This window comes from Breznakia sp. PF5-3 (genome assembly GCF_029504745.1).
Lineage (GTDB): Bacteria > Bacillota_I > Bacilli_A > Erysipelotrichales > Erysipelotrichaceae > Breznakia.
On record NZ_JAQFIQ010000001.1, the window covers coordinates 110,959 to 128,321 of the forward strand.

The window sequence follows — 17,363 nt, forward strand, 5'->3', positions numbered from 1 at the left end:
GTTTTATGAACAAACGAATTAATGAACTAAGAAAAATATTACATCAGTATGGTTATGAATACTATGTACAAGATAATCCATCTGTTAGCGATCAAGAGTATGATCGCTATATGCAAGAGTTAAAGGAATTGGAGGAACAACACCCTGAAGCGTTTGATCCTAATTCACCAACACAACGAGTTGGGGGACGAGTATTAGAAGGATTTACTAAAATTGTTCATAAACGTTCTATGTTATCCTTAGGAAATGGTTATAATTATGAAGATTTGAAAGCTTTTGATGAACGAATTCGAGAAGATTTTAAAGATATTGAATATATCGTTGAATTAAAAATAGATGGCCTTGCAATGTCTTTAACATACGACAATGGACGTTTTGTACAAGGTGTTACACGTGGTGATGGGGAAACCGGAGAAGATGTAAGTGAAAACATTCGCATGATTCGCTCAATTCCTATGGAAATTCCATTTCAAGAAGAACTAGAATTACGTGGTGAAATATTTATGCCGAAAACTTCATTTGAAGAATTAAACAAAAAACGAGAACTGAATGATGAAGAATTGTTTGCCAATCCTCGTAATGCAGCAGCTGGGACCATCCGTCAATTGAATACAAAAATTGTATCAGAACGTAACTTAGATGGTTTTTGGTATCAATTAGCAGTGGATTTGGATTTTATTCATACCCATGAAGAAGCATTACTTTTTTTGAAAGACAATGGATTTAAGGTGAATCCTCTTTGGAAGAAATGTAGTAGCATTGATGAAGTATGGGCATATATTTTAGATATGAGCGAAAAACGTAATACCCTCGCATATGAAATTGATGGTATTGTTATAAAAGTAAATAATTTACAACAACAACAAGAATTAGGAAGTACTGCAAAAACACCAAAGTGGGCAATTGCATATAAATTTCCTGCTGAAGAAGTGATTACAAAATTAACCGATATTGTGTTAACTGTTGGACGTACAGGTAAGGTTACACCAAATGCTGTGTTGGAAGTTGTTCGTGTTGCGGGTACTAAAGTACAAGCAGCTCAATTGCACAATGAAGATTTTATCACTAGCAAAGATATTCGAATCAATGATATGGTTGTTGTTCGTAAAGCAGGGGATATTATCCCAGAAGTTGTTCGTTCATTACCAGAGCGACGTAATGCAGATTCTAAACCTTATGTTTTTCCTAAGGTTTGTCCTGTTTGTCATAGTGAGCTAGTTCGTTATCCTGATGAATCTGCGCATTATTGTATTAATATCGATTGCCCTGCAAGGGTTATTGAAAGTATGATTCATTTTGCATCTCGAGATGCTATGAATATTGATACCTTAGGTGATAAACGGGTTGAATTTCTACATGAACATGGTTTCTTAAACACCATTGAAGATATCTATCGATTAAAGGAACATCGCGAAGAATTGCTATCCTTAGAAGGTTTTAAAGAAACTTCAATAGATAAATTATTATCAGCCATTGAGCAAAGTAAGAAAAATCCTTTAGAGGATTTAATTTATGGGCTTGGTATAAAACATATTGGTAAAAAAGCTGCCAAAATTTTAGTCAAACAGTTTTCTATGATAGAAGCTTTGCAAAATGCAACATTAGATGAATTAATATCAATTAAAGATATTGGAGAGATTAGTGCAATTTCTGTGATTGATTTTTTTGCAGAAGAAAAAAATCAAAAGCTGATTGAGCAACTAAAAATGTTTGGTTTATGTATGAAAAGTGATAAAATAGAAAACATAGATACTTTTTTCACAGGTAAAACAGTAGTAATCACTGGAACCTTATCTTCTATGGGACGTAATGATGCGAAGGATTTATTAGAAAAATTTGGAGCTAATGTCAGTGGTAGTGTATCTAAGAAGACAGATTTGGTAATATATGGAGATGCGGCTGGATCAAAATTAGAGAAGGCGCAAAAATTAAGTATTGAGACGATGAATGAGGATACATTTATGATGGAGGTACAGAAGTATGAAAAATAAAATCATTGTATTTCTATGTATGATTATTTTATTAAGTGCCTGTGGAAGTGATAGTAGTGGTGATAGTAAAGTTAACGTTACAGAACCAATCGTTGCAGGTGACTATAAAATTTTAAGTTCTTATGCTAGTAGTAATTCACGTCAAACTCATGTGGAGTTTAATCGTGGGTGGTATGATCGTGAAACAATTGGTAAAGGGCTTATGCATTATTCAAAACAACATTTTTCACCAGATTCTTACTATTTGATGGAAGGTCAAATTTTAAAACGTGGTGACCTTCAAATAAATGTTCCTGAAGGCCCTGAAGTCGATAAAGAAGGATTGTTGGGAAGAAAAAGCAGTGAAAATGAACATGGATTAAATCCGGAATCAGATTCTTCATTTTTAATTAGCAAAACGCCTGAACAAACAATTAAAGTGGGAAGATCTACAACGCCAATTGTTGATATTTTTGAAATCGATTTCACTAAAGAAGCTAGTAGTGATCCTGAAATTGATGGTATTAGTTTAGCGATTGTCCTTTCACCTAATGTATTAGATGCACAGGATAAAGAACATGCAATCAGCGATGATGTGTTGTTTACCATTGGTGAAGAAGCTGCGATTACCTTAGTGGATTATTTACGTAAAATGCCTGAAATAGGAAATAAAACACCTATTTATATAACATTGTTTAAAGCGGAATCTTCTGATGATTCACTTCCTGGCACCTTTATTGCAGAAGCATATGCAAAAGATAGTGTTTCAATGAGTAAATTAAATGAGGAATGGATGATTTTCAGCAGTGAAAATGCTACTAAAAAAGATGCTGTTATTGCACAACAATTTGATGCTTTGAAAAATGAATTATTTATGATTGTTCCTAATGATATTGGTGTTGTAGGAAAAGGAAAGTTTGTTGATGATAAAATTGATACATTGCAGATTACGATTACATCACAAGCAAAAACATATACAGAGAGTTCAGCAATCATTCAAACTGTGAATGAATCGCTTAATAATTTTGAGAATGATGATATTGAAATTAGTGTTCGCTTTTATAATGATGGTGAAGCTTATGCGATGATAAAACGAGAAAAAGGCACAAAAGATACAACAGTAATTATGTATTAGGGGGTACTTATGGAAATGTATAGCAATGAATATTTTAAAAAGTTAGCAAATCAAATTATGTTTGATTTAAGCGATGAAGAAATTGTTAGTTTAAAAGCAGATTTTGAAATTATGCTTCAACAAATGGAACTGTTGAATAAAATTGATACAGATGGTATTACCGAAATGGTATATCCTTTTGAGGATGAAACATATTTTCTTCGTGAAGATAAAATTAATCATGTTTTGTCACAAGAGGATGCACTTGAAAATGCGCCTGAAACAAAAGATGGGCAAATTGTTGTTCCAAAGGTGGTGAAATAATGCGTATTGATGATTATAAGCAAGGTAATCTTGAAAAGGTTGTAGAAGCTGGAGAAAAAGCAAAAGCTTCTCAGGAACGCTTAAATGCGGTTGTCAGCTTTTGTGATATAGAAGAACAAATCAAAGATTATAAACATACACAAAGTGATTTATTATTTCAAACACCTGTTGCATTGAAAGATAATATAAATACCAAAGGAACCCGTACAACAGCATCAAGTCGAATACTGGATAATTACATTCCTGTTTATAATGCAACTATTGTTGATAAATTGAAAGCGGCAGGAGCTGTTTTTGTTGCGAAAACGAGCATGGATGAATTAGGAATGGGTGGAACTAATTTAAATGCATATACAGGAAAAGTAAATAATCCTTGGGATTTACAACGTATTTCAGGTGGGAGTAGTGGAGGAAGCGCTGCACTTGTAGCAGAAGGTGTTGTACCATTAGCCATTGGTAGTGATACTGGTGATAGTGTAAGAAAGCCAGCTGCATATTGTGGGGTGGTAGGTCTTAAACCTACTTATGGTAGAATTTCGCGTTATGGGATAATTCCATATGCTTCAAGTTTAGATCATGTTGGTTTATTTACTACAACAATTAAAGATGCTGCTACTGCTCTTGAGGTATTAGCAGGCCGTGATGATAACGATATGACAACTTCTTATAAACCAGTCGAAAAATATAGTTCTTTACTAAATAGTGATTTGCAAGGAAAACGTATTGGGGTCATTAAGAATGTTATGGATGCAATTGAAGATAAAACAATTCAAGAAACCTTTAAACAGTTATTAGACAAATTAGAAAGTCGTGGTGCAATTATTGAAGATGTTGTATTTGATACAGATCTAATGAATGCTTTATTACCAACTTATTATGTTATATCCAATGCTGAAGCAACTGCCAATCATTCCAATTTAGATGGGATTCGTTTTGGTGTTCGTGAAGATGGAGATGATCTTACTTCTATCATGATCAACTCTAGAACAAAAGGCTTTAGTAGTGAGGTAAGAAAAAGGTTTGTTATTGGATCATATTCTTTGTTTACTGAAAATCAAGATAAGATTTTTAGAAAAGCACAAAAAGTTAGACGAAGAATTGTTGATGCATTAAAAGAAAAACTTGCTTCTTATGATGTTTTATTAGCAAGTGCTGCTGGATCTATAGCACCATATCCTGATGAATCTTATGGTGAAAAATTAAGTGCTACATATTTAGTTGCTGAAAACCATATGTTGCTAGGAAATTTTAGTGGATATCCATCCATTACTGTTCCCAATGCTATTGTTGATGGAATGCCAGTTGCTGTAAATCTATTAGCAAAACCATTTGAAGAAACATTGATGCTTTCCATTGCGAAAGCAATTGAAGAAGAATGTGGCTTAGAAGGGTATTGTAGGGAGGTAAGTGAATAATGAACTTTGAAGTAATTATTGGAATTGAAATTCATTGTGAATTAAAGACAAAAACAAAAATGTTTTCTAGCGCTCCTGTAAGCTTTGCAGCTAAGCCCAATACTTGTACAAATGAAATTGATTTAGGGATGCCTGGAACTCTTCCATGTGTAAATCAAGAGGCGGTTAGAAGTTCTATTAAGGTCTGTCATGCACTTGAGTGCGAAATTGACCCATTGGTTCGCTTTGATCGTAAGAATTATTACTATTCGGATTTACCAAAAGGATTTCAAATTACACAACAGTTTTTTCCAATTGGGAAAAATGGAGAAATCATGATTAATACAGATGATGGTGAGAAAATTATTCGTATCAATCGTATTCATATGGAAGAAGATACTGCAAAACAATTTCACCATGATGATGGCTCTTATTTAGATTTCAATCGTGCAGGAACACCATTGATTGAAATTGTTACAGAACCGGATATGCGAAATGGTAAAGAAGCTGCTGCTTATGTAGAAAAGATTCGTAACATTTTGTATTACCTTGGTGTAAGTGATGTGAAGATGGAAGAAGGATCTTTACGTTGTGATGTAAATATCTCTTTACGCCCTTATGGTAGTGATACATTGGGGGCAAAAAGTGAAATTAAAAACTTGAATTCAATTAGTAATGTTCAAAAAGCAATTGAATACGAAATTGATAGACAAAATAAAGTCTTATTATCTGGTGGTACAATTGATCAAGCTACTTTACGATATGATGAAACTGCAAGAAAAACCGTTTTGATGAGAAAAAAAGAAGGGGATGTTGATTATAAATATTTCCCTGAACCAAATATTTTTCCAATTCGTTTAAAAGAAGATTTTATCTCATCTATTATCGAGCAGTTAGACGAACTACCAGATCAAAGAAAGCATACATATATTCATTCATATGGTTTAAATGAATATGATGCTCAGCAAATTGTTGCAAATAAAGAGTTATCTGACTTTTACAATAAAGTAGTAACAAATACAAAAGAATATAAATTGGCAGCAAATTGGATATTAGGGGAAGTAAGTGCTTTTCTTAATAAAGAAAATATTGCAATTGATCAAAGTTCTATTATCCCTGAAGAGTTGGCAATAATGATTGACATGATTGTGAAAAAGGAAATTTCAGGAAAACAAGCGAAAGAAGTTTTTGAAGAAATTGTACTTGGAAAAAAAGCAAAAGAGGTTGTAAAAGCCAAAGGAATGGAACAAGTAAGCGATGAAAATGCCATTTTGGATTTTGTTATAAATGTACTAGATGCAAACCCTCAATCAATTGAGGATTATAAAAATGGAAAAGATCGTGCTGTAGGTTTCTTGGTTGGTCAAGTTATGAAATTATCCAAAGGACAAGCAAACCCAGCGATAACAAATAAGTTAATAGTTGAGGAATTGAAGAAAAGATAGTAAAATATACTAGAGATTTCTAAATCATTATAAGGAGTAGTGTATGGCGTTAAAGAAAAAGAAATTAAAAACACCAAAAAATACTGGACAAAAGAAAACTAACAAGAGAAGACCAAATTGGATATTGCGTTTTACACTTATCGTCATCGCAGTTCCTTTAATTATCTTAGCTTGGGTTTTAATGACCTCTTTAGAAACATCGGGTGAACCAGTTGTTGGAAATCGTTTTGATAACCAATTGGATCCTGCAATTACTGAAAAAAAAGTAGATGAATTAAAAGGGAAGTTTACATATGCTGAAGCTGAAAATGTAGAAGTAAATTTAAAAAGTGCTACTTTAAGAATTACCATTGATGTAGCTGATGCAACTACGGATGAGCAAATTACAGCAATTATGAATGATGTATACGCAAAGGTAGATGAAACACTACCAATTGCTACGTATTTCACAAATAAAAAAGCAGTAAAAATGTACGATCTTGAAATAAATGTATATAATTATATACCTGATGATACAAATAGAGCTGGATATATTTATCATCTTTTAACAAAAAATGCTGGAAATGATGGACCAGAACATTCAATTCCATCACAACCAAAAAATCAATCTACAGCAGATGATTTAAAGAAAGCACCTAAAAAAGGAGAACAAGTCGGACAATAGTCCGATTTTTGTTATTAAATATGATGAAAAAAAATGATATTTATGAAGGTACATGTAGTGATTATACATATGATGGTCTTGGGATTGTAAAAGTTGATGGTTTTTCAGTATTTGTTAAGAATGTCATTATTGGTGAAACTATTTTATTTAAACTCATTAAAATAAAGAAAAATTATGGCTATGGACGTATAATTGAGATTAAAAACCCCTCCATACACCGCACAACACCATTCTGTGAGTATTTTGGAAAATGTGGGGGGTGTCAATTACAGCATATGGATTTAGAAGCGCAAAATGAATTAAAAGAAAATATAGTCATCAATAATATTCGCAGAATTGCTCATAGTGATGCTGAAGTTAAACCAATACTCAATGGACAGCCAAGAGCATATCGTAACAAGGCACAATTTCCATTAACAGCAAATCCATACGCTCTTGGCTTTTATCGTATTCATTCAAATGAAATTGTTGATATTACTATGTGTCCTATACAAAGTGACAAGATAAATACACTATATCAATACCTGAGATTACATTTAAAATCAACTTCTTTTGTATCTAAATTACGTCATATACTTATTAAACATGCATTTCATACAGATGAGATCATGTTGGTATTTATCGCTAGTGATAACATACAAAATAGTATGGAAGAATTTATAAACAAACTAACAAAAGAACAGAATATTACTAGTGTTATTTTAAATGTAAACCGCTCTACAAATAATGTAATTCTGGGAAATGAAGAACATTTACTTTTTGGTAGTAATACGATCAATGAATCGCTAATGGGATATACCTTTCAAATTGCTTCCAAATCGTTTTATCAAGTCAACCCAGAGCAGACAAAGGTTTTGTACGAGAAAGTATTAGAGTATGCAAATATCACTAAAAATGACACTGTAATTGATTTATACTGTGGAGTAGGAAGTATATCTTTATTTCTTGCGAAATCAGCAAAGCAGGTAATTGGGATTGAAATCGTTGAAGATGCGATTACAAATGCAAAAGCAAATGCGAAAATGAATCATATTAATAATATTGAATTTGTATGTAGTGATGCTGGTACATATGCTGAATATATGGTAGCGAATAATATTACTGCAAATATTGTTGTTCTAGATCCACCAAGAAAAGGATGTGATGATAAAACAATTCAAAGTGTTATTAAGATGCACCCTGAACGTATTGTTTATGTATCTTGTAATCCTGCTACACTAGCAAGAGATATTGAAAAATTTGAACAATTTGATTATAAATGTACCATCGTACAACCCGTTGATATGTTTCCACATACATTTCATGTGGAAACGGTCTGCTTGATGTCTAGGAAAGAGAAATAAATAGCGAAGTGTTGCGTATTTACTGGATTTTTTTGAGATTAGGCAATAGTTCATGAAAGTCCGTATTTCTTATTTTGAAACATATCTACTGCAAAAACGGTCAGAGTGTTTAGGCAGTGGATTAGATGTTATAGAAGGAGGCGTTTTCATGGAATTTGATTTGAGAACTTGTGATGCAGCATACAACTTCGTTCTTGATTTTATGGGTATGACTCCTGATGAGTACATCACAGAGAGTATTATAAATTGTGAGAATGACTTTGAGACATTTTGGAGCCGGAATATTAAACGAATAAAATCAATTGATATTTCTGGGGTGAGGCTGATGGCATTTCATGTTGTAGGTTCAATTGATGAATGTTGCGAGATTAAAGAAAATGGTTTGATGAATTTACAAAGTGTTCTTTCGGAAGAAACCATCTTAAAGAAGCTATTAGAAAAAACAGGTGTCATATTTGATATTCCAAATAAGCTCGTGAGCTGTAAAGAGAATAATTATGACATTGATTATGAGAAATACAAAGGCCATCATTTCTTGACAGGAATGGATGAAAAGTTATACCGTGTTGCTCATCGAGTTTATTATGATTTTTGTGTAAATGGATTCATGGCTAATGATAATGTGTTCAATTATGGTACTAACATTCACGAAAGGCCTGAATTCTTAATGACACTCGGAGAATTATTTCCGCAGGCAGAAAAAGTTGAAAGTTTCTGGAAAACAAAAGCTAAGAGTTATAGAGTTGACTTCTATGCGACCATTGACCAAGTTCACCGATTCAATTTTGAACTTGATGAGTATAGAGACCCTCCTTACGAGGATTGGGTTGACCTTGATGATGATATGAAACTTAAAAAATGGATGTTATCACACATTATTGATAGAGCGCATGGCGATTTGGGCATACAATTTTATATATAAAAGATGATGTGATAATTCCGGTAAATCAAATTATTGATATTTCAGAATTATAAAAGCATATAAAAGGCGGTGTGATTATGGGTGAATATGTAAAAAAGAAAAAATACATGGTATTCCAAAGTGTAGAATCACTTCAGCAAGCTGTTAATGTTCTAAATGATGCGGCAGCTGCGGTAAATGATAAATCACGTACAATTAGAGAAAGCGCAATCCCTGAAGTGCTTGCAGGAGTATTAGGTGCTGGTATTGGCGGAGTAGGTTCTTTTGCTGCACTTTACGGGTTGGGTTCTGTTGTAGGATTATCAGCAGCAGGTATAACATCAGGACTTGCTGCAGCAGGTAGCATTGTTAGCGGCGGTATGGTTGCAGGTGTATTCGTACTTGCAGCACCTGTAGCAGCCCTTGCAGCAGCAGGAGTAGGATTTGCTACACACTTAAAAAATAAACAGTTAAGACAAGAAAAAGAACGTTTGTATAAAGAAGCTTTGAAAAAGCATGAAGCAATTATTCAAGCTTTGAAATCTGAGGTTGATGCTGATAAAGAGCGTCTCGATTACTTACAGAGCTTAAATATTCTTCTTACGCAAATAATAAAAGACTTAAAGAAGGATTTGGGTAAGGCGGCATGAGCAAATTCAAGTACACTGAAACAGAACAACAATTTAATAATGCTTTGAATCATCAGTCAAAAGAATTAAGTTTAATTAAAAGACCTGATATGACATCAGTAGAAGTTTGCATTTCTGAGAGCGAAGAACTACTGAAGGAGTTAGGTATCTCTACAGAGAGTATGCCTGAAGTGGTTAACCCTACATTTCAAAGGGGGATGGTAGTTCCTACGTGGGAGGAATTGTGCATTCAAGCTGAACAGGAAGTTGGTTCAACAACAGATTTAGAATCCCTTTTTACAGATGAAGAATTGAGAATGAATCAAGTTGCTCTACGTGCTTTGAATATCGATTACAATAATATTCATAAGCTTGATAAAATAGATATTACTATTTGTGCAACTGCAGGTATTTTGGGCGTTGTTGTTGATATTCTACTAATAGGAATTCCGAAAAAAACACCAGAAGGTTTAAAAGGTGGGCCACTTTCCAATTATGTAAGAGACTGGTTTAATCAAAGATTTCCAGAAGTAGAAATGGAAAAACTCTCCAATTCAAAAGTAAGCAAAGTATCATTTGATGCTCAGGATAATCGCCATACTACAGAGTATGTTACCGGTTTATCTGCTTACTATCATAGATTGTTATCGCTTGGGCATGACCCTATCCTTGGATTGATATTTGGAGTTTATGACATTTTGACTGATAAAATGACGACGATTGATAAAACTGGCAAAATGGTATCTCAGGTTATGGAAAACTATGCAGACCGAAAAGAAAGTGATATTTTTGCTGCAATTGCTAAGCAGATTATTCATTTCAAATCTGACATTACAACGTCTATGGGGCTACCGGCTCCTTTGATGGCATTATTTAACTTACTCCAGTTTGGTAGTATTGGAGAAGAAGAACAGATAATTGCTGAAATTGTGCAGGGAATGTATTACGAAGGTTATGATTTCATTCATTTTTGTAGTATGTCAATTCCGACAATGATAATTGAAGTAATCATCAGATTAGGCTATGGCATTAAGAGGATTAAAGAAGGTAATTCTATAAAGGACTCGATTCCTTTTTCATTAAATCGAGAAAAACATCCAAAGCTGAGCACTATGTTATTCATTGGACATTCTGCGGCTACTGCTGTAAATGCTGGAAAGGTTTACTTCACCAAAAATCCTATGGCAATAAACTATCCTCAATGGATAACATTTGCTAAATATTTATACAAACAATTGAAATGGGTGTTGTTAGAGAAACAAGAACTTAAAGATGCCTACGTTAGAGGTATCATTGCTGAAGAATTGAATGAAATATATGCTGAAATAGATAATAGCTTCACGGAAATGTCGGAAGAGTATATAGTTGTCTTTAATTAAGAATCGCCCTCTCAACCATTATGGCTGGGAGGGTTTTATGCGTCTATGCTTATCTTTCAACATCGACCTTGAATCCGAATTTCAATTCAACGGTACAGTGAGTAGGCCAGATTATAATTTGCTTGAGCCAGCATTTTACAAGCTCCTGCTGAAGCTCCATAAGCTTCTCATCAATGCCATCCGTGGTGATTGCAGTAGAAGCTCTGATGACCGATGCGATATTTTGATTTATCTCTAAGAAGCTCATTCTAGACGATGAGTACAATTTCCTGCAGGTCAATCTCGTTGATGATTCTTGCGAGGCACTCAAGGCCATGGGTTCTAACTTGCTGATGCAGCGCCAGACGATGGATTTGCAGCCACGGTTGTTCCAATGAATTCTTCTGAACATTTCACCACAATCACCACAAATAATAATCTGTGAGAAGCAGTGCTTGCAGCTGTAGCTTCGTTTCTTTCCATTAGCACTGGTCTTAACCACTCGCCTGTATACCAATTCTTCCTGCCACGCATGTAAATTTCTCTAGGAATAATCGCTTCGCGGTTTCCTTCAACATAATATTATGGAACGATGCCACTGTTCTTAACTCTGGTCTTGTTCGGTTTTTGGACTTTTTGTTGTAAAGTAAGAACCAAACATATCCACGGTTAAAATGTCGTAGGGTTGAGTTTAGAAGATGAAAACGGTAGGGAGTGGATATAGGATTGTTAAAAGAAATTAATTGAGTACGGAGTATCGAGAGGAAGTTTGCAAATAAGAGAAATAAAGAACAGAAAACCAATTGTATCTGGTACATTATAAGAAGTGAATAATCCGCAAAAGTATTATACAGGCAGTAAAATGATTATGTCTAGTCTCCAGATACGGCTTCAATCTAGGTGTTCCTGCAACAGTTCATTGTGACGGAGAAAACTAATCATAACAGTGAATGATATTAATAATTTGTAGAGGATGGTGTTGTATACAATTAAAAACCTAGGATGATAATTTTATTATTTAAATATAATCAAATATCATCAAACTGATGCAAATATAATAAAAATGAGTATAATAAAGAGAAGCAGTTTAATTATACAGAGAGGTGATGTTATGCAAAATAGCAACGAAGATATATGGATTAATATTAATGAAGCTTCTGAATATTTAGGTGTAAAAACTGTTACTTTACGTGGAGTGATAAAGAATGAGAATTCTGTTCCAGCATATAAAGTTGGTAAGCAGTGGAAATTCAAACGATAGAAATAGACAAATGAGTCAAAAGTGGAGAAAGCGAATTATGAAACAAAAAAAGATTAAGCATTTATCATTGTTTGCCGGGTACGGTGGTATAAATTTAGGTTTTCAATGGGCAGGTTTCAAGACAGTTGCAGGAGTAGAAATCAAACAATTTGCTTGTGATATTCTTAGAAAAAAATGGAGAGATAAATCATGGCACTAATTCAAGAAGAATTAAAAATAATTAAATTAAAAGACTTACTTAATATAAATTTAGCCTTGCCTTCATATCAGCGTCCATATAGTTGGAGTGCGAAGTCAAGTAATACCTTATTTATTGATACATATGAAGCCTTTAAGGATGGAATAAACGAATACCGACTTGGATCGGTAATCTTACAGAAAGAATGTTCAGAAAAATATAATATTGTTGATGGACAACAAAGACTTACTACCTTAACAATTCTACTTTTTTGCTTAGGCGATGACAATCAAAGATTGTTGGAAGAAAAATACAGCAAACTATCTAATGATGTTATTGTTACAAATTTTGGTGTTCTTTCTAAAAGAACTAACGAATTAACTGATGATGAGCGTAAAAAATATAAAGATTATCTTTTGAATCAATGCACCACGGTTCAAATTGTTACAGATAGTGAACAAGAGGCGTTTCAGTTCTTCGATTCACAAAATTCTCGTGGAAAAGAGTTAGCACCACATGATTTGTTGAAATCATACCATTTACGGGAAATGAATAACGAGGATGAAAAACAAAAAGTTAAAATTATAAATAACTGGGAAAATATGAATCAAGATGATCTAGATGATTTATTTAAAAACTATTTGTACCCACTAACTCAATGGTATAAGAAAAAAAAGGGGTTGGGTTATTCTTCAAGCAAAATTGATTCTTTCAAAGGAATTAAAGGAACAAATATCTACAACTATGCAATTTATCATAAAGCTAGTAGTCTGTATGTAGAACAACTCAATACTAATGGTAGTAGTGAATTACTTGCCTCAAAATTTTTGAATCAATTCCAATTGACACAACCATTGATAGCTGGAAAGCGATTCTTTAATTATACACTCCATTACGGGAAATTATTAGAAAAGATTCAAAAACAAATTAACCGCTTTTATAACCATGAGCAAGTTCCAAGTAAGCGTTCTGGCGATATTTATATTATGCAACTTTATGAATGTTCATTATTATTCTTTGCAGATAGATTTGGTCTTGAGAGTTTAACCCAATCCGTGATGCAACAACTTTATTCATGGAGTTATTCATTGAGAATGGCAATGAATGCAGTGTATCCGCAGACCATCAATAAATATGCGCAAGGTCAGCATGAACGTGCAAACTATGGAATCGATATGTTTGCTGAAATCAGCGAAATGGCTGATCCAGAAGAATTGAAGTTGCTGGTGCTTACAAAGCCAGACATTGATGACAATAATAAGGAAAAATACAAAGCAATTTATACATTGCTTTGTAAATGGAATGGATGGTAGAAGATGACTGAAGATTTAAAAATAATACCTGTATCAGATGTTTTTGCTAATATTAATTACCTAGTGCCAATTTACCAACGTAACTATGCATGGAGAGAAACGCAAATAGAACAATTAATTGAAGATGTTGAAAGTTCCATTGACGATTCTAATAAAAACTACTTCTTAGGGAACTTGATTGTTAATCAAACGGATAACAATGTTTACGAAGTGATTGATGGACAGCAGCGATTAACGACTTTATATCTTCTTGAAAAGTATTTAGAGGTTGAATTTGCGAAAGAGGCATTGCGATTTGAGGCACGCGAAAAATCAAATCGTACCCTTTCCAATATCAGTAATAGTAATAACCAAGAATTAATTGAAGAATTATTATCACCAGAAATTCTGAATGGTTTTCAAATCGTTGATAACTACTTCAAGAATAAAAATATCGACAAAAACAGATTTGCTCAAAAGTTAAAACAGGTTTTTCTTATTCGTATACAAGTTCCGCAGAATATTGATTTAAACCATTATTTTGAAATTATGAATACGCGTGGAGAACAATTAGAACTTCACGAAATCGCTAAAGCTAAGTTGTTAGAAGCACTTGAAAGCGATCAAGATAGAAATATAGCAGCACAGATTTGGGAAAAATGTTCTGATATGAATTCCTATGTTCAGATGAATTTTGATGTGAGTGTGCGAAGGAGTATCTTTACCGAAAACTGGAGCAGTCTTATTCCATCAATTACAAATTTTGACTCTATAAAAAGTAAAATTTCTACAGACAATAAATCTACAGACAAAAAGTGTTTAATTGATATCTTGAAAGAAAATAAAATGGTTTATGTGTCAGACATGCAATCTGAAGATGAGAATGAACGTTTTGAATCGACTATTTCATTTCCAAACTTTTTATTGCAAGTCAATTCGGTTCTGAGAAATATTGGAGAAGAGGATGCAAACCTTGATGATAAACACTTTCTTAATAATTTATCTTGGGCATGGTCATCACCTGAAAATGCGAAAAATTTCTTGTTCCATATATTGAAATGTCGAGTGTTATTTGACAAGTATGTTTTAAAACGTGAGTTTGCTAGAGATTACAAAGAAACGGGCAAATGGTCCCTACAGCGTTTAGAAAAATACCGGGATAGCAAGAAAAATAGTGATAAACCAAAATACGTTGGTACATTTGGCGATGAAGGTAATGAAAATAAGAAGTTAAGAACTCTTCAATCTTGTTTGCGTATTACTTATACATCACCAAAAACTATGCACTGGATTACCGTTACTTTATCTAGCTTGTTAGAGAATGAGGAAGCTGATATTATTACTGTGCTAGAAAACTACTGTAAAAAGAAAGTCGTTGATTCCGATTACCAAAACCGAAACGGTTTTGAATTTGAACGCATTGTATTTTCATATCTTGATTATTTAATTTATCGAGATGGATATTCGTATGATGGAGAAGAAATAATATCACCAATGCAAGAGGATTGGCAATTCCAGTTTAGAAGTTCCATTGAACATTTCCAACCTCAGCATCCAGTTGAAGGAGATTCTTGGGAACAGGGCGACTTGAACGAATTCGGTAATTTAGCGTTAATAACGGTTTCGGGGAACTCTAAGTTTTCTAACTTGCCACCTGCTGGAAAAATTAATTCATATCCGAGTGTCATCAGTCAAAGTCTGAAATTAAAAATCATGGAAAAAATGACGAGACTTGATGATGGAAAATGGACAGAAGAAAAGTCAAGTAGACATAAAAAAGAAATGTTCAGCATTTTGAAAAATAAAGGGTAGAACAATACTTCAATACACAACGATTTATATATAGTAATAATAATCCTATTACAGGATCAAAAAACCTAAAGTTACTTGATTTTAGGTTTTTTTAGTATTTACATCTATATAAACTACTGCTTGTTAACTTAGTTCTTCTTTTTTATATTCTAATTTCAAATAAAATTATAAGTGAAATATATAAAAAAACAAAAAATGAATATAATATTTATGTTACTATATAACTAAATATAAAAAGACAAACTATTAGATGTCAATAGCTAAATAAAATTAACTATAATCTATCAAAAAAGTGCAATTGTCTTGCTTCAGAGGTGAATCCTCTATAAAAATCTTGTTGCTAGTGCTTGAAATTGGTCACTAAAAACAACTATTTGATTATTACAATTTCAATAGTCTAATTTACTGGGACTGTAGAGAATAATAGTAATATCTATTCATCATATTTTGTATAAATGAAGTCAAATATTTCACCGTTTATATCAGAATATGAATAGATTTGTTTTCTAGTATTTCTAGGGATTTCAGTTGAAATGTTCGTGAAGAACGTTGTTTGGGTTTCTTCATTTAGCAGCATTAACTGCTCATAAGAGATTACAAACTTAGTACCTGTTTTAAGTACTGAATAAACATATCTGGCAACCTTGTTTGCAATAGCTGTGACTGCTAACTTATGACGTTTCTTGTTTCCGTTCTTGATTTTCTCAAAGTGAGCTTTAAGAACAGGATTATGACGGCGAGCAAATTCGGCAATCATATAGATAGCATGACGTAAATAACGCGAACCACGTTTAGAGATTTTACCATGAGTATCTACAGAGGAACCAGACTTGGAGTTACAAGGACATAAACCAATGTAACTGACAAGTTTATCAGCACAACTAAACAGTTTAATATCACTAATTTCAGAAAGAATAGCAGAAGCAGTGATATTACCACAACCAGGCATTGATTTTAATAAATCAAATGCTTCAAATGATGAAGCAAGTACCTTCAATTCTTTTTCCAAAGAACGAAGAATTTCTTTAAGACGAAGTACTTCATCAACATTATCAAGGATAACGCGTTTCGAAGCGAGAGATATCTCAAAAGTGTTTAATGTATCTGAACACAAACGAAAGAGTTCATCAATCTTATCCATGCTTACACGCTTCTTACTAGCAGTAAAAGCAATGTTGTATACTTCCTCTTTGGAAGAATGCATGATATCATAAGTTGTAGGATATATTGATAAGATTGCAAGGAACACAGCAGATTTGGGTTCAAATACATACTGTAGTTCAGGAAAGTGTTTGTCACATCTACCAATGAGGCGATTAACTTCTTGAGTGTATGATTTCTTGCGTTGACAGTAACGGTGGAACGTATCTTTCAAATCAGTATGTCCTTTTATATTGGAATTAGGAGTTTTATTAACAAATAAAACATCATTCTCATTCGCAATAATAGAAGCAATAGATTGAGCATCAAGAGGATCACTTTTACTCTTATTATGAGTGTCACACCAACGTTTAACATAAGTGGTGTTAAGTAACTTAACATGCTCATTATCAAGAGTATTAGAACATAGCCAATGAAAGAGGTTATCCATATAGTTACCAGTAACTTCCATCGCAAAAGTTATATTGGTACAATTAGAATTTGCAAAGGATCTAACAAGGTCAATGAAAGCATTGAC

17 protein-coding genes are annotated in these 17,363 nt (G+C 33.2%); 14 read left to right on the forward strand and 3 right to left on the reverse strand.

The genetic code is table 11. The annotated features are described in order from the left end of the window. Positions 1-5 precede the first annotated feature (5 nt). The 10 genes from ligA (at position 6) to M2475_RS00560 (ending at position 11,163) form a co-directional block, all read left to right on the forward strand. Complete coding sequence (gene ligA, locus M2475_RS00515) at positions 6-1,991, forward strand: NAD-dependent DNA ligase LigA (RefSeq protein ID WP_277488830.1); 1,986 nt, start codon at positions 6-8, stop codon at positions 1,989-1,991. Then, positions 1,981-3,105: a CamS family sex pheromone protein gene (locus M2475_RS00520; RefSeq protein WP_277488833.1), complete on the forward strand. Its 1,125-nt coding sequence runs from the start codon at positions 1,981-1,983 to the stop codon at positions 3,103-3,105. Before ligA ends, M2475_RS00520 begins: the two co-directional genes overlap by 11 nt. Positions 3,106-3,114: 9 nt before the next feature. Then, on the forward strand, positions 3,115-3,408 hold the full coding sequence (gatC, locus tag M2475_RS00525; protein WP_277488836.1) for an Asp-tRNA(Asn)/Glu-tRNA(Gln) amidotransferase subunit GatC: 294 nt from the start codon (positions 3,115-3,117) through the stop codon (positions 3,406-3,408). Next, a complete protein-coding gene (locus M2475_RS00530) occupies positions 3,408-4,823 on the forward strand; it encodes an amidase family protein (protein ID WP_277488838.1) in 1,416 nt (471 codons plus the stop codon). The genes gatC and M2475_RS00530 overlap by 1 nt, the downstream gene beginning before the upstream one ends. Further along, positions 4,823-6,247 (forward strand): Asp-tRNA(Asn)/Glu-tRNA(Gln) amidotransferase subunit GatB, encoded by a 1,425-nt coding sequence (gatB, locus tag M2475_RS00535; RefSeq protein ID WP_277488840.1) that lies wholly within the window; start codon positions 4,823-4,825, stop codon positions 6,245-6,247. Before M2475_RS00530 ends, gatB begins: the two co-directional genes overlap by 1 nt. Positions 6,248-6,290: 43 nt before the next feature. Then, positions 6,291-6,911 (forward strand): hypothetical protein, encoded by a 621-nt coding sequence (locus M2475_RS00540; protein ID WP_277488842.1) that lies wholly within the window; start codon positions 6,291-6,293, stop codon positions 6,909-6,911. Between the two features lie 20 nt (positions 6,912-6,931). Next, entirely contained in the window at positions 6,932-8,254 is a 1,323-nt protein-coding gene (gene rlmD, locus M2475_RS00545; protein WP_277488844.1) for a 23S rRNA (uracil(1939)-C(5))-methyltransferase RlmD, read from the forward strand. 148 nt (positions 8,255-8,402) lie between these two features. Then, positions 8,403-9,176, forward strand: a complete 774-nt coding sequence (locus M2475_RS00550) for a hypothetical protein (RefSeq protein ID WP_277488846.1) — start codon at positions 8,403-8,405, stop codon at positions 9,174-9,176. Between the two features lie 107 nt (positions 9,177-9,283). Beyond that, the gene (locus M2475_RS00555; RefSeq protein ID WP_277488849.1) at positions 9,284-9,805 is read left to right on the forward strand and encodes a hypothetical protein; all 522 of its coding nucleotides are present in this window, start codon (positions 9,284-9,286) and stop codon (positions 9,803-9,805) included. Beyond that, entirely contained in the window at positions 9,802-11,163 is a 1,362-nt protein-coding gene (locus tag M2475_RS00560) for a hypothetical protein (protein ID WP_277488851.1), read from the forward strand. The genes M2475_RS00555 and M2475_RS00560 overlap by 4 nt, the downstream gene beginning before the upstream one ends. A gap of 49 nt (positions 11,164-11,212) precedes the next feature. On the opposite strand, the gene M2475_RS00565 is transcribed toward M2475_RS00560, so the two are convergent. Both M2475_RS00565 and M2475_RS00570 read right to left on the reverse strand, forming a co-directional pair. Beyond that, entirely contained in the window at positions 11,213-11,554 is a 342-nt protein-coding gene (locus tag M2475_RS00565; protein WP_277488852.1) for a hypothetical protein, read from the reverse strand. After that, positions 11,485-11,676: a hypothetical protein gene (locus tag M2475_RS00570; RefSeq protein WP_277488853.1), complete on the reverse strand. Its 192-nt coding sequence runs from the start codon at positions 11,674-11,676 to the stop codon at positions 11,485-11,487. Before M2475_RS00570 ends, M2475_RS00565 begins: the two co-directional genes overlap by 70 nt. A gap of 577 nt (positions 11,677-12,253) precedes the next feature. On the opposite strand from M2475_RS00570, the gene M2475_RS00575 reads away from it, so the two are divergent. From M2475_RS00575 to M2475_RS00590, 4 genes are read left to right on the forward strand one after another with little or no spacing between them, the layout of a single operon-like run. Continuing rightward, positions 12,254-12,403, forward strand: coding sequence for a helix-turn-helix domain-containing protein (locus tag M2475_RS00575; RefSeq protein ID WP_277488855.1), 150 nt, complete (start codon positions 12,254-12,256; stop codon positions 12,401-12,403). Positions 12,404-12,440: 37 nt separating this feature from the next. After that, positions 12,441-12,602 carry a DNA cytosine methyltransferase gene (locus M2475_RS00580; RefSeq protein WP_277488857.1) on the forward strand — a complete coding sequence of 54 codons (162 nt, stop codon included), beginning with the start codon at positions 12,441-12,443 and terminating at the stop codon, positions 12,600-12,602. After that, on the forward strand, positions 12,593-13,894 hold the full coding sequence (locus M2475_RS00585; protein WP_277488863.1) for a DUF262 domain-containing protein: 1,302 nt from the start codon (positions 12,593-12,595) through the stop codon (positions 13,892-13,894). Before M2475_RS00580 ends, M2475_RS00585 begins: the two co-directional genes overlap by 10 nt. A 3-nt stretch (positions 13,895-13,897) precedes the next feature. Further along, positions 13,898-15,685 (forward strand): DUF262 domain-containing HNH endonuclease family protein, encoded by a 1,788-nt coding sequence (locus tag M2475_RS00590; protein WP_277488867.1) that lies wholly within the window; start codon positions 13,898-13,900, stop codon positions 15,683-15,685. A 433-nt stretch (positions 15,686-16,118) separates the two neighbouring features. On the opposite strand, the gene M2475_RS00595 is transcribed toward M2475_RS00590, so the two are convergent. Beyond that, entirely contained in the window at positions 16,119-17,351 is a 1,233-nt protein-coding gene (locus tag M2475_RS00595; protein WP_277488879.1) for an IS110 family transposase, read from the reverse strand. Positions 17,352-17,363: the final 12 nt, after the last annotated feature.